The following is a 13884-nucleotide window of genomic DNA, read 5'->3' on the forward strand; positions in this document are numbered from 1 at the left end:
GCTGTAGCTTAGATGCACGGCAAGGAGAAGATGTTACAGGACGATGCTATGAGCATCCATGCTGCGACTCTGCGCAACCTAGCGCCTTGGTCGATCATCAGCAATGATATCCTGCTCTAGCGCACGAATCTCCGCGTCATTCAGTTCTCTAAAGTACACCTTGAGCTGTTCATGAACAAATCTGTAGCTTGGCCCGGCCTTCAGTAAAAGTACCAGTCCGTAGGCTTGATCAAGAAAGCGCACATAATTGAGCGGCGCAAGCTGGGTGAACCATAGGGCGAGACGCACAAGGTAGTGTTGAGTCCATGCCATACCCCCCAAGACATACCCCATCAGCAGGCCAATGAGGAGTGCGCCGGTCAATCCCATCCTCAGGCCTCCCCACGGTGCATGGAAGATGCTTGCCAGAAAACCGATGATCACGCCCCCAAGCGTCCCATAGATGAGGGCCATCATCAGCCCATTGATCAGCGACATCCTGATGCGCTCATTGGGGTAGCGTGGGCGAAACTGCCGCTGCGGCTGTTGAATCTGCTGGAGGGCATTAAGCTGCCCGACGACAAAGGCTATCACGAAGACGGCGAGCACTATCGTGGCGAGAAGCCAGATCAGCGTAAAGAGGTACATTCTGAGATCCGTAGTCGACAAGCTCAGCCGCGGCACCGTGATCTCTGGCATATGGAAGTCAACGGGAAGCTCGGGGAATACACGGATGTTGAGAGGGGGGATGGAGCGTGGATCGTCGCCCGTGACCGTCATAGATCGCTGACAGATTTTGGTAACCCACCCTCCCAGAGAGCATATTTGCGACGCTATCTGGACGGCAATATAGATAAACCAGGCACCAAAGCCGAGCAGCGCCACCCTGATCAGCTTATCAATGATCCCATCGATACCGCTAAGCATCCCCATAAGCGCGCCTGGAATGGCGGACAGAACGCCACCAATTGTTAATAGCGCGTCCCCAGCATAGCCGAGACCCTTCATAAATATCTCAGGGAGGAGCAGGGCGGACACCCCCACATCTTCTAGCGCATCGGCGAGACCCTCTAGCGGTACCAATCGGTTAACTGCGTCCATCGGCGAGATTGACGCTTTGCCAAGCCTGACCGTGAGTGCGACGCCGATCATCAGTGATAGGCTAAGCATCCCAGCGGTGGATGCGCCAAAGAGGAGCCAGGGGATTGGTAGCGCCACAAGCCCTAGCAAGAGGAGCACATACAGCCATTGCCCTAGGGTAAGCCAGTGGGGCTGGATCTCCTCCAGTAAAAACTCGTTCTTTTCGAGCTTGTTCGACAACCAGGTCAGATTCCGCAAGATCCGCTTTGGGCGAGGGAGCCTCGGCGCTACTACGTCTGCTGAGGCTACTGGGAAGAGTCGGCGGCTAAACATACGTATGATATAGGCGCGGAAGAGCCGCTGATAGCGGATCTCATCTGAGGTATTCTTCAGCTCGTCGATGGACTTATCCTGATAGGCCACAACCATAAAGCCCAGCACGAGCGGCGTCTGGGCGAACTCCAGCAGTTTAGGGTCGCTGTTCAGCCCTTCCCTGATGTTGGTGGTGTTAAAGCTAATACGGGAAAGGTAGCTGAACACCTGCTGCGTCGTCAGCTTGCGCAATACAATGCAATCATGAATCGTGAGCTTCTCGTCCGTGGGCATCTCGACAAGCTGCTCATACTCCTGGATTCGACAAGAGATGACAGTCGGCACCCTAAGGTGTTTATCTCCTTTTTGGTAGGAGATAAAGGCATTGATCGATTCTACACAGTTGCTGCGATGGAGGGCATCCACTTCATCCAGTCCATCAAGGAGGAAGATCAGCTTATCTTGTTCTATCCACCGTTTGATAATGCCCTGGGGAACCTGGTGCATCTTGAACAGCAATTCTCCCAGCCACTCTTCAAAGGGCCGCTTAGTAGACTTCCATGTTGCGAGCGGGATCACAACCGGTATACGGGCTGTGCCATCATGCTCGGCGATCGTGAGAAGCGCTAATGCTAACTCAAAAAGCGTACTGGTCTTGCCACTGCCTGGTTCACCCAGAATAAGCAACTCCCGCTGCTTCAAGAATGCGGACATCACACTAATCTCGCCCACAGATGTGGGCGACTTCGCTTGTGATCCTTCCTTGCGCCATATGCGAAACTCATCGCGCGAGAGCCTGTCAAACGCCAGGGGGATTGCGTGCTCGTTAAGGAGCAACTTTGCGTAGAATCGCTCCGCATCCCCCTTCAGCGTCTGGATCATCTGATCGCGTGCCCGTTCGCCGCTGTCCGACCGAGCCGCCGCCGCCGATTTGCCCAATACATGCTGCTCTGGTTCATGCCAGATCCGCCCATCACGCTCACGTAGCCAAAGTACGGGGATCCACCCCTCATTGCCCATCGATTTGCGGGCAGCGGCGAGAGCACGGTCGATCTGCCCATCGCGCGCGATCTCGAACAGGAAGGTGTCTACGAACCGGTTTGCGGCGTGAGTGGACACCTTCGCCTGCATCGCGACCACGGCAGGGATGCCGATGCTGGCGAGGAGTGGCCCGACCGCCACGATCGGCGCGGCTTCTTGTGTGGCGCTGTCACAGGCGATGAGCATGGCCAGCAGCGGGCGATGCGCGGGTTCAAGATCATTGATCGCCTGGGCAATATCGGCCCCTTCTATTGGTTTAGTACGTCCATCGTTACCCACCAGGTAGAGCATTGATCCCACCCCGGTGGCTTTGCCGTGGCAAATCAGCGTGAGAATCTGTGACCCGCCACGCAGACAGTTAAGGATGTTTTCCAGCGAGGCGACGGTAGATGGTTGGTTGCCGATGAGCAGCTCGGTCGAGATAGTGCCCAGCGCGATCTGCATTTCTCTAACGACTTCCTCAACATCAACCGGACGCAGATCATGCTGCGCTATATCACTTGGGTTCGCAATAGCAACAATAGTGCGAAGATTAGCGCGTATGGGTAGGTTTCGCTGGAAGAGGTTGTTTACGGGGACCATCCGCGCAAAAGAGCCGCCCTCTTGCATCGAGAGTACATCGCCGGTTTGCGGGTCGCGCAGGCGCTCCCAGTACAGCGTATGAAGTTCGCTAGCTTGAGCATCAAGGACGACGCGCACATGCATCTTCTGGCTCTCGCCTATGAAATAGCCCCTGGCCTGTTCCCAGGCTGGAAGAAGCGACTCAGGGAGAACCATGCGAGTCATGTGGGCGCTATACTGCTCTGGGTCGTATATAGCAGACCAAAGGGTGACATACTCGATCCTGATCACGTTATTCGAACTAAGCTTAAGGGAAGCCCTATCTGTCTGGAGGACGAGCGATACGCTCAGGCTGGCATCGGCTTGGCGCTGGATTTGGATCTCAAGGGTGCTAGGCATGGGCTTTTATGGTGAAGCAAGAAGCGCGGAGGGGCCTACGGCCCCTCCATACCTCCCTTAGTGAATAGTGTCTCTAGGTCGCTGCGCTCACACAATAGCGCGGGCGGCACCGGTACGAGCAGGAGACGCCCCAACCTACTCCCAGCTCCACTCCTTGAACTTATCGCGCAGCTGCGACTTGAGGAACTTGCCGGTCGAGGTGCGCGGGATCTCCTCGACGAAGACGATCGCGTCGGGCAGCCAGAACTTCGCCACCTTGGGCGCCAGGAAGTCGCGCAGCTCCTCGGCGCTGACGCTCATCCCCTCCTTGAGCACGATCGCCGCCAGGGGCCGCTCGTCCCAGCGCGGGTGGGCCACCGCGATCACGGCCGCCTCGCGCACCGCCGGGTGGCCCATCAGCGCGTTCTCCAGGTCCAGCGAGCTGATCCACTCGCCGCCGGACTTGATCAGGTCCTTGGTGCGGTCGGTGATCTTGACGTAGCCCTCGGCGTCGATCGTGACCACGTCGCCGGTGCGGAACCAGCCGTCGGCGCTCCACTTGTCGCGCTCGCTCTCCAGCTTGAAGTAGCTCGCGGCGACCCAGGGGCCGCGCACCTCCAGCTCGCCCATGGTCGTGCCGTCCCACGGCACCGCGCCGTTCTCGTTCATGGCCCGCACATCCACCAGCGGCACGGAGATGCCCTGGGATGCCCGGCGGGCGTAGGCGGTGTCGGCGTCCTCGTCGGCCAGGTTGCCCTTCACCCGCGAGACGGTGCCCAGCGGGCTCATCTCGGTCATGCCCCAGGCGTGGAGCACCGTGAGGTTGAAGGCGTCGAAGGCGCGGATCATGGCCTCGGGCGCGGCCGAGCCGCCGACGACCATCTCCATGGGCAGGAGCTTCCAGCGGGTCGGCTCCTTCTGGAGCGCCTGGAGCACGCCCATCCAGATCGTGGGCACGCCGGCCGTCTTCGTCACCTGCTCGGACTCGTAGAGGTCGAGCAGGTTCACGGCGTCGAGGTGCGGGCCGGGCATGGCGAGCTTGCAGCCGACCATGACGCCGGTGAAGGGCAGGCCCCAGGCCATCACGTGGAACATGGGCACCACCGGGGTCAGCACATCGCGCTGGGCGAGGTTGAGCACATCGGGCAGGGCCGAGCCGAGCGAGTGCAGGATGGTCGAGCGGTGCGAGTAGACCACGCCCTTAGGGTGGCCGGTGGTGCCGGAGGTGTAGCACATGCCGAGCGGGGCGTCCTCGGGCAGATCGGGGTAGCTGAAGTCGCCCGTCGCGGTGGCCAGGAAGTCCTCGTAGCTTGTCAGGCCCGCGGGCACCGGCTGGCCGCTCAGCGGCACCACGATCACCTTCTCGACGTTGATGTGGCCCTTGATCGCCTCGTAGAGCTTCAGCAGCACGTCATCGACGATCAGGAAGCGGTCCTCGGCGTGGTTGATGATATAGGCGATGTCGGTGGGGTGCAGGCGCAGGTTGAGCGTGTGCAGGACGCCGCCGGCCACCGGGATGCCGAAGTAGGCCTCCAGGTGGGCGTAGGTGTTCCAGCTCAGGGTGGCCACCCGGTCGCCGGGCTGGAGCCCGGCCCGCTGGAGTGCCTCGGCCAGGGCCCGCGCGCGGCGGTAGAAGTCGGCGTAGGTATAGCGGTGGATCGACTTGTCCGGCATGCGGGTGACAATCTCGCTCTTGGGGAAGAGCGTGCCGGCCCGCTCAAGCAGGTGGCTCAGGGTCAGCGGGGTGTGCATCATCGTCGATAGCATGGAGTTCTCCAGGTCCGCGGCGGCGCGGCTGATTGGGTTGGCTTCTACGCGGGGTGCCTCTCATGATAGGAGCAGGGCGGGTAGGAGTCAACACCGCCCGCCAGATCCACGAGGCCGTCCTCGGCTTCAAGGATCAGGTGGGCGCTCAGTACGGCCCGGACTCGCGGGCTGTCGAGCTTGTCGGGTACATCCGCAAGCCGGAGCGCAAGAAGCCGAGAAAGCGCAAGGCCACCGCCGCCGTCTGGAGCGATATCAGGTAGAGCTGGGCTGAGGTGGCATTCACAACACAGACAAACGCGATGAAGCGCCCATCGCCCGACCAGCTGCCATAGGCCCTGGAATAGCGTGTACCCTACGTTTACGCCGGCCAAGCCGCCTACGCCCTGCCAATCAACCCGATCCTAGCACAAGGGCACGGTCGCCACAACCCCGTGGTCAGCAGCCATACGGCATAGCCTCACGAAGTTTGTGCGGGCCATAGAAGAATGGGCGCACGGCGTCAATGCAGGTTAGCAATATTGAGCTATTCATAAAGTGTCCATCCTCTGGCCACACAATCCCGATATGCTCCACACTGCTGCGCTCGCATCTGAAAATAAAGAGGCGCATGCGGTCTCTGGTTCTCTATTGATGATAGCACATGCTATACTGGGTGCTGTCGGTGCGGCCACATAGTGGCGACCCGATGATCACACCCATGGAACACCACGCGCCGCCACAACTACGTCACCTCAGGCCCCGCTCAGATGAGCGGGGCCTTTGTTGTTCTTATATAGAGAACTACCTATGCCGCTCTCTGACGATGAGCGTGACATCCTGACGAACGATCTGCTCACCTGGATCGAGCAGCGCGAGGCCGAGCAGATCGCCTACGGCGTCTACGATGTCACGATGAAGGGCTCCGAGGTTCTAGACAAATATCGGCCTGTGGATGCGACACGCCCGCCCCCCGCCGATCGCGAGAGCGACCTGCGCGCGGCGCTGCGCTGGCTGGCGCAGGAGGTGCTGATCATCCGCTTCAGCGCCGAGGACGACCCCGCAGACTGGGTCTTCCGCAGCCGGATCGCCGAGACGGTGCGGCTGCTCAGCAAGCTGCGCCAGCGGCTGCCGCCACGATATGAGGGCGAGAAGCGAATCAGTAAGGCGAAGCGCCTGACTGGGGATGTGACCTTCCACGTGGCCCCGCGCCGCGTCCCCCGGCGTCGTCGCAGCCCCGCCGACTATCTGGCGGTGCTGGATGGCGATCGAGAGCGTGAGCGCTGCGCCGCACTGCTCCATGAGGTGATCGCAACGCGACTGCCAAAGCTCCGCGAGATCAGCCAGTTCCAGGAGGACGCGCTGCGCGAGATCTTGCAGGCGGTCGAGCTGAGCCCGGCGCGCGGCACCGAGCGCGGCGTGGTCGTCACCGCAAGCACCGGGGCCGGCAAGACCTACGCCTTCTTCCTGCCGGTGCTAGCCAAGATTATCCTGGAGCGCTGCCTGCGCGGCCGGGTGGGCGTGAAGGCGATCTGTATCTACCCACGCGTGGCCCTCTCCGAGAACCAGCTGAGCGATTTTGTCGAGGCCGCCTTTCACGTCAACCAAGTGCTGAAAGTCCACGACCTACCGCCGATCACGATCGGCATCGAGAGCGGCGCGGCGGTCTACCAACGCCGTGACTTCCAGCGCACCGATACGGAGAGCCGAGATCGGCTTGCTGGGCGCGGCTGGCGCTACGATAAGGACTTCGGCGGCTACCTGGCGTCCTTCGCCTACTGCGTCGGCACGCCTGACCACGCCTGCGACCAGGCCCGGCAGCAGCTCGGTGTGCAGCCTAGCGACACGCGCACCCTTGTCTGCCCCGCCTGCGATACGCCCTACCCCTTCATCAGGTTCGCGCGTGATGTGATGGCTGAGGCCCCGCCCGACCTGCTGGTTGCGACGACCGAGTCGCTCAACAACCGGCTGATCTCCTCCGAGTACCAGCACCTCTTCGGCACCAGCGACTTCTGCGCGCCGTCGGTGGTCATGCTCGACGAGATTCACCTGCAGACATCGACCGCTGGGACCCAGGTGGCGCTGCTGCTGCGGCGGCTGCTGGCGCGGGTCAGGCTGGGCAAGCAGGAGCGCGGCGACAGCGCGAACCTGGCCTTTGTCGGGCTGAGCGCGACGATCGCCGGCCCGCGGGCGTTTCTCTCCGAGCTGAGCGGCATCCCAGCTCAGAATATCCGCGAGGTGCAGCCCCACGAGGATGAGCTGGAGGTGATCGGCGCCGAGCGCTATATCTTCGTGCGCGCCGAGGATAGCGAGGATACGGCGGTGATCTCGACGCTCATCCAGACCGCGATGTGTGTCCTGCACACCATGCCGCAGCCGCCCGCCGGCAGCCAACTCGGGCGCTACCGCACCTTCGGCTTCGTCCAGTCGCTCGATGTGGTCGGCCGCTGGCTCTACCAGATGCAGGACGCGGAGAAGGCCCAGCGCTACTTTGCAACTGAGCGGAGAGATCGACGTACCCGAGGCCAGTCGGCTGCACAATGGCCCGTACGTATTATTCCGCTCTACTGGTACCGCTTCCCGCCATTCAACCGCCAGCTCTTCCCCAACCTCTTTGGGGCGGGCCACGCCAGCAGCTGTGATTGTGATAGCGGCATGCCCAACCGCGACTGCCCCTACTTCGCGGCCGGCGAGTGCTGGTGGGCGCTCAGCCAGCCCAGTAAGGCCCGCCGTGAACCGCTGAACATCCGCCGCAAGTCTGGCGCTGACCGGGACAAGCCGATCGAGCCCGAGGACGACCTGATCATCACGACGAGCGCCCTGGAGGTTGGCTACGACGATGAGGCGCTGATGTGTGTCATCCAGTACACCGCGCCGAGCAATGTGGCCAGCTTCGTGCAGCGCAAGGGCCGTGGCGGGCGCAAGGTCGGCACCCGGCCGATTGTCGTCACCGTGCTCAGCCCCTACAAGTCGACCGACCTGTTTCTCTTCCGCAACCAGCACCTGCTCACCGACCCGACCTTCCGCAAGCTGCCGCTCAACGCGCAGAACCGCTACCTCCAGCGCATTCACGGCTTCTATGCGCTCTTCGACTGGCTGGCCTATCGCGCCCACGCCGCCGGTCGCACGCTCAGCCTCGACTACTTGAGAGTAACAGATCTGGCCTACCTGATGGAGCAGACTGCCGACGCCGAGGTGCTATTGGCCTTCAAAGATTACCTGCGGCGAGCCTTCGCGATGGACATCGACGCGCTGTCTCGCGTGCTGACCGAGGAGTCGCAGGGTCTGCTGACGGATATCCTGGCGAGCGGGCTGGTACAGCAGGCCTATCCCAAACTCGCAACCAGCCGCCAGCCGATCAGAACACGCAGCGAGTTATTGCGCCGTCACCTGCCGCAGAACCTCTTCTCGGACATCAACCTGCCTGAGGTGCAGGTCGACTACCGGCCTCAGAACCAGCGCGAGGGCAAACGCCTCAGCACCGAGAGCATCAGCCTGGCGCTGAGCGAGACCATCCCCGGCAACGTGACCTTCCGCGGCGGCCTGGGCGCGGCCTGGGTTCCGCCGCAGCCGGCCCCTGGAACCGATCTGGTCGCGCTCGACGCACACTACACCTACGAGGAGCTGCACGACCGGGCGAAGACAAGCAGCCTGCCGGGCCGAACGCTGCGCCTGCTCGGGATCCGCCCCCAGCAGCTGCGCGAGCTCACGGTGCTGCGGCCGCAGACGATCACGCCCGCCCAGTTCAGCGAAGATCACGAGCGGATCTACTGGTACGCCAACCCGGATAGCGGCGCGCTGCGCGAGCATCGCGGGCACCCAGACGAGGTTCAGGATGTGAAGCGCCTGGCCCACTCCAGCTCGGCCTTCGCGCTGAGCGGCGTGACCTTCCGTGCCGAGCGCGCGCGGCCGCCGCGCGACTACAGCCTTGTCGGCGGCCACCCGGCCATCGTGGCCGACCCGATTGGCCAGGCCCTGGTCGAGCGGATGGTGCTGCACAGCGACGAGCCGGCAAACATGAATCTGCTCCAGGTGCAGCGGGTTATCCTGGGCAGCCAGTACACCCTGAAGTCACGTGAGAAGGGCTTTGAGGAGATCGGCGGGGTGCTCGGCTTCTGCCGAAACGAGGAGAACCAGGCGCCGGTCGCCCTCGGCTTCGAGATGCTGACTGAGGGGCTGGCACTCGATGTGCGCCCGGGCGCGCTGGAGGGATTCACGCCCTCTGTGGGGCTGAGCCGGCGGCTGCGCGCCAGCGCGATCACCCACCGCTTCATCGCTGAGCTAACCGTCGAGCACGGCGAGGGCTACTTCCCGGCGGTGAACCTGGCCCACGTGCTGCTCACCGTGGCCGATCGACGGATCCAGGGCGACATCGAGCGGATCGGCGAGCTGCGCGGCTGGCTGAGCGCAGATAACCCCGACGTGATAAGCAAGGTGGCGGCCGTCGCCGAGCACGTACACGGACTCTCGCCGAAGAATGGTGAGGCGCTCAGGCTACTTCTCACGGACGCCTACCTCCAGCGCTTCCTCGACATCTGCGAGGGCGCTGAGCCCGGCGGGACGATCTTCCAGCGCCACCTGCGGGACACCTTCCAGTATAGCCTGACCATCGCCCTGCGCCAGGTCGCCCAGGAGATCGCCGGGGTCGAGGCGCTGAACTACGTCGCCGCATGGACGGAGCTCTACGCAGACTATCAGAGCCCGGCTGACAGCATCTGGCTCTACGAGATCGGCGTGGGCGGCATCGGCGTGATGCGGGCGACCCACGACGCGCTGCGCCAGGCCCCCGACCGGCTCTGGGCCGAGCTCGGCCAGAAGATGACCCGCTGCCCGACGGCGCAGGAGGAGGCGCTGCTGCGGCTGCTGCTCGCCCAGCCCGAGGGCTGGTTGGCTCGATGTGACCATCTGGTCGCCGCGATCACTGGCGCGCGCGGCGCGGACGAGCGCCAGGCAGCGATCAATGCGCTCCTGGCGGCGGTGCGCCGGCAGCTGGGCGTCCCGGTGGCGCCGGCCGCGGCCAAGGCCCTGCTGCGGGTCTTCGTGCCGGAGTACGACCAGATCGTCGATGGCGCGCGGATCGTGAACTGGCGGCTCTATCGCGAGATCAACGACCTCTTCCTGCCTCGCTGCGCCGCAGAGCTCGGCCGCGAGGCGAGCATCGTCGAGGCGCGGGCCATGCTCGCGGAGGCGGTGCTGGCTGCTCCTGCGCCAGGGCAGGATCAGCCCTACCCAGAGCTGCGGCGTCTGGCAAGGGCCTACCGCGATGAGCTCGACACAGGGGATGGCAGGCAAGCGCTCGACCGCGAGGTCAGAGCGTCGCTCCAGAACGCGATCGAGCGCCGTCTGCTGATCACCTGTCGCGGCGCGTGCCCGAGCTGTCTCGATGATCGCAGCGGCGATATCGAGGCCCCAGGCCTGGCGCGGCTGCTGCTCAGCCGCAATCTGCTCAACGAGTGGGCCACCGGTGTGCGGTTCGGGCAGACGCTGGAGGTGCGGGCCGGCGGCGATCTGGCCGATGTAGGGAGACAGCTACGAGCGATCTTCGAGGAGGGGGCGCAGCTATCCTACCTGCGCGCGCCCGCAGCCCAGCTCGGGTCGCTCTGCGCGGTGGTGAGCTACCTGACCGACGCTGGGGTCGACACAGCGCTGGGCATGCGCTACCCGCTGATCAGTGATGTACGAACACTCTACCCCGATGAGCCGGGCGGGCTCCCGCAGATCGAGCTCACCGTGCGACCGATCGCGTAGGAGGCCAGCGTGACCAGACGATCAACACTCCAGCTAAGCGGGCAGGCGATGATCTTCAACTTTTGGCTCAACGAGGCGCTGGCCGCCCAGACCGCCGACGACTACACACTGTGGATCGCCGCGCCCTGGGTGACAAACTTCCGCCTGCCCGCACCCTACCACGTCTCGTTCGCCGAGGTGGTGACGAGCCGCTCCGAGACGCTCCAGCTCTTCGATATCCTGGCCCAGATCGCGGCGGTCGGCGGCGAGATACGGATTGTCGTGGGCGACGATGCCGCCCACCACCCGCCGCTGCGCCAGCTCGCCGAGCGACACGGGCGCGTGCAGGTACGCACGTTTCCGCCGCTGCACGCCAAGGCCTACGCCGGCCGCTACGGGGCGATGACCGGCTCGCTCAACCTGACAGGAAACGGTGTCAGCCGCAACGTGGAGATCTACGAGTACCACTACGACGAGCAAGCGATCGCCCAGGTGACGGAGCTATGCCGCGATTTCTTTGAGCGCGGGGGGGCGCTATGAGCCTGTCCTATCGTGCCGCGCCCAACCCTAACAACACCGACCAGATCCGGCTCTTCGTGCGCTGCGCGAGCGATATGCAGGCCGAGTCGCTCTGGCGCGCGCTGCGCGAGCGATTCCCGTGGGTGAGCCGCCGGATGTCATCGTTCGACCCCGCCTTCAGCGCCTTCTTCTTTGTACAGGCCAGCGAGGTGGAGCTACAGAGCGCCTGGCCGCAGATCGTGGCTGCGGTCGCCCCGGCGACGGCCATGCCCACAACTGCACCTCAGCCCGCACCTCGTGCAGCCTCACAGCTCAGCGATCTCGCCGCCTGGGATCGGGGCTTTCGGGCAGCGGTGCGGCAGGTTCACGCGGAGATCCCGCGCCAGTCGACGGCGACACAGGAGGTCAGCCTGGGCTGGGTGGTCGAGCAGGTGCGCGCGGGCAACGCCGATGAGGTCGAGTCGCTGCTCGGCCAGCCGACCATCAGCCCGTCCAGCGCCCTGCGCGCCCAGATCGCCCTGTTCAGCGAGACCGGCCAGCACGAGCGGGTGGTCGCCCTGGTCGAGTCGCGGCGACGCGAGGTGCTGGCGCTGCCGGCGTCGGGGCTGCTGGCCGAGCAGATCGTCGGCGCCTACCTGGAGTTCGGGCGGGCGAACGCGGTCGAGGACGCGCTGCGGGGCGCACAGCAGATCGCCGGCGCGATGCTGCCCGAGCTCGAGCGGCTGCGCCAGGCCGATCATGTGCGCGATCTGCTGCGCCGGGCGCTGACGCCGGGCCAGCCGCCGGACGAGCCGGTCGCCCCGACGCTGCGCGAGCAGATCGCCGGCATCATCCGGGTCGCCCCGGCCGATCAGATCGCAGCGCTTGAGGTGCTGCGCGAGGATCACGCTGGCACCGTCGAGCTACACCTGGCGCTGGGCGCCGCATACGCCGCCGCAGGCCAGCCGGATGCCGCGCTTGAGGCGTATGCGGGGGCCTCCCCTCACGACGACACAGAGCGCGCCGAGCTGCTGGGCCGGCGTGCCGAGCTGCTCCTTGAGTCCAGGGGGTACCGAGAGGTTATCAGCCTCCTACCTGCCGACGACGATATGCCCGCAGATCTGGCCGCGCTGCGCGGGGCCGCGCTCTACTGGCTGGGCCGGACGGCCGAGGGGCGCACGCTGCTGGAGCGAGCCTGGGCCGAGGGCGAGCGCCGGCGGGCGCTGCTGCTGCCGCTGGCGCGCGGCCGGGCTGTCGCTGGCCAGGATGACGGCGCGCTGCAGGTATACCGGCTGCTCCTCGACAACGCGCCCGATCTGCTGGAGCCACAGGACCTCGCCCGGCTCGCTACAGGGTTGTACCTGGATCGCCCCGGCGATATCAGCACCGCGCAGATCGCCGATCTCTGCGAGCGCTATGTCAAGCAGGGCGGGCCGACGACCAGGTCGGAGACTGAGGTTGATGACATCCTGAGCCTGCGGGTGCGGCTGTGGGCCAGCGTAGGTGATGATCGCTGGCTGACGGCGCAGGCCGACCGGCTGGAGTGGCTGGCGGTCAAGATGCGCGCGGAGGCGCTCCGAACCGAGCTCGACGCCCTGCGCGAGCAGAGCCAGCGCGGACACCTGCAGCGCCAGGCCCACTTTGAGATCCTAGAGGGCCTGGAGGTGATCGCCCTCGATGAGCCAGCGACCAGAGCGGCGCTGGCCGGCGAGTACCAGGCGCTCAGCATCGCGGAGGTTGATGCGGCGCTGCTGCGGAACGAGCCCATCCCCGCCTTCGTGCAGGCCATGCGGCGCTCGCTGCACTTCCTCGACCGCCCGTCCGCCGACTTCATCGCCGAGTACATCGACGACGAGCGCGCCCGGCTGCGCAGCGGGGGGCATGAGGCCACCGCGCAGGTGTTCACCCCCGCGCAGGACATAGACCTCTCAGCCGTGCGCCTGACCATCGTGGGCGGGCACGTCGCGACGCGCCGCGAGGTGCGGAGCGATCTCTGTGAGCGCTATGGGCTCATACACTACGAGGAAATCCCGCCCTCCAGCGAGGCCCATATCGATCATGACCTGGTACGTGATCGCACCACCGACCGCGATCTTGTGGTTGTGATCACGGGTTACACCGGCCACGACCTGACCGGCCACGTGCGCGACCTGCAGCGCTCCGGCGAGCTCCCCGGCCGCGTCATCTGGCCGAGGTGCCGGGGCAAGAGCGGGGTGGTCAGGGAGATTCTAGAGGCCAGTGTGCAGACAGTCTGAGTCTCTCGCCTACGAGCGTAGGAGAACGATATGATCAGCCGAGAGCAACAGCACCTTCCATCGACCCTTCTGCCCGGCATGATCGTCCGGTTCCCGGTAGATATTGAGGACAGCCCAACCGACTTTCGGGAGTTCCGCATCGGGCGGATTGAGCAGATCGACCAGGGCGCTTCCAGCGCCACTATCCGCGCCCTGATCTACGACCTGGGCGAGCCGGATCAGACCGGCGATGTGACCGTCAAGGCTGCCGAGCACTATCTCGAGCGCCCGATCGACCAGATTGCCCGCTGCCGCGTGCTTCAGGATAGCC

Annotated in this window: 7 protein-coding genes; 5 read left to right on the forward strand and 2 right to left on the reverse strand. The window is 64.5% G+C overall.

Going from position 1 to position 13884, the window contains the following annotated elements; translation table 11 throughout:
• Positions 1-78 precede the first annotated feature (78 nt).
• Both K2Z83_RS15125 and K2Z83_RS15130 read right to left on the reverse strand, forming a co-directional pair.
• Complete coding sequence (locus tag K2Z83_RS15125) at positions 79-3198, reverse strand: CHAT domain-containing protein (RefSeq protein WP_220596022.1); 3120 nt, start codon at positions 3196-3198, stop codon at positions 79-81.
• 309 nt (positions 3199-3507) lie between these two features.
• On the reverse strand, positions 3508-5118 hold the full coding sequence (locus K2Z83_RS15130) for a long-chain fatty acid--CoA ligase (RefSeq protein WP_220596023.1): 1611 nt from the start codon (positions 5116-5118) through the stop codon (positions 3508-3510).
• Between the two features lie 62 nt (positions 5119-5180).
• Here K2Z83_RS15130 and K2Z83_RS15135 point away from each other — a divergent pair, with 62 nt between their 5' ends.
• From K2Z83_RS15135 to K2Z83_RS15155, 5 genes are all read left to right on the forward strand, one after another.
• A complete protein-coding gene (locus K2Z83_RS15135) occupies positions 5181-5378 on the forward strand; it encodes a hypothetical protein (RefSeq protein ID WP_220596024.1) in 198 nt (65 codons plus the stop codon).
• Between the two features lie 526 nt (positions 5379-5904).
• Complete coding sequence (locus tag K2Z83_RS15140) at positions 5905-10842, forward strand: DEAD/DEAH box helicase (protein WP_220596025.1); 4938 nt, start codon at positions 5905-5907, stop codon at positions 10840-10842.
• Positions 10843-10851: 9 nt separating this feature from the next.
• Positions 10852-11361 (forward strand): phospholipase D family protein, encoded by a 510-nt coding sequence (locus tag K2Z83_RS15145; protein WP_220596026.1) that lies wholly within the window; start codon positions 10852-10854, stop codon positions 11359-11361.
• Positions 11358-13574: a hypothetical protein gene (locus K2Z83_RS15150; protein ID WP_220596027.1), complete on the forward strand. Its 2217-nt coding sequence runs from the start codon at positions 11358-11360 to the stop codon at positions 13572-13574. Before K2Z83_RS15145 ends, K2Z83_RS15150 begins: the two co-directional genes overlap by 4 nt.
• Positions 13575-13604: 30 nt before the next feature.
• The coding region (locus tag K2Z83_RS15155; RefSeq protein ID WP_220596028.1) for a hypothetical protein at positions 13605-13884 on the forward strand (280 nt) is incomplete at its 3' end.

The sequence above is a fragment of the Oscillochloris sp. ZM17-4 genome (genome assembly GCF_019599295.1).
GTDB lineage: Bacteria > Chloroflexota > Chloroflexia > Chloroflexales > Chloroflexaceae > Oscillochloris.

Bases quoted from the DNA above. Each gene is read 5' to 3' on its own strand.
- K2Z83_RS15130 (WP_220596023.1), bottom strand. From the start codon at position 5,118: ATGCTATCGACGATGATGCACACCCCGCTGACCCTGAGCCACCTGCTT.
- K2Z83_RS15150 (WP_220596027.1), top strand. From the start codon at position 11,358: ATGAGCCTGTCCTATCGTGCCGCGCCCAACCCTAACAACACCGACCAG.
- K2Z83_RS15135 (WP_220596024.1), top strand. From the start codon at position 5,181: ATGATAGGAGCAGGGCGGGTAGGAGTCAACACCGCCCGCCAGATCCAC.
- K2Z83_RS15140 (WP_220596025.1), top strand. From the start codon at position 5,905: ATGCCGCTCTCTGACGATGAGCGTGACATCCTGACGAACGATCTGCTC.
- K2Z83_RS15125 (WP_220596022.1), bottom strand. From the start codon at position 3,198: ATGACTCGCATGGTTCTCCCTGAGTCGCTTCTTCCAGCCTGGGAACAG.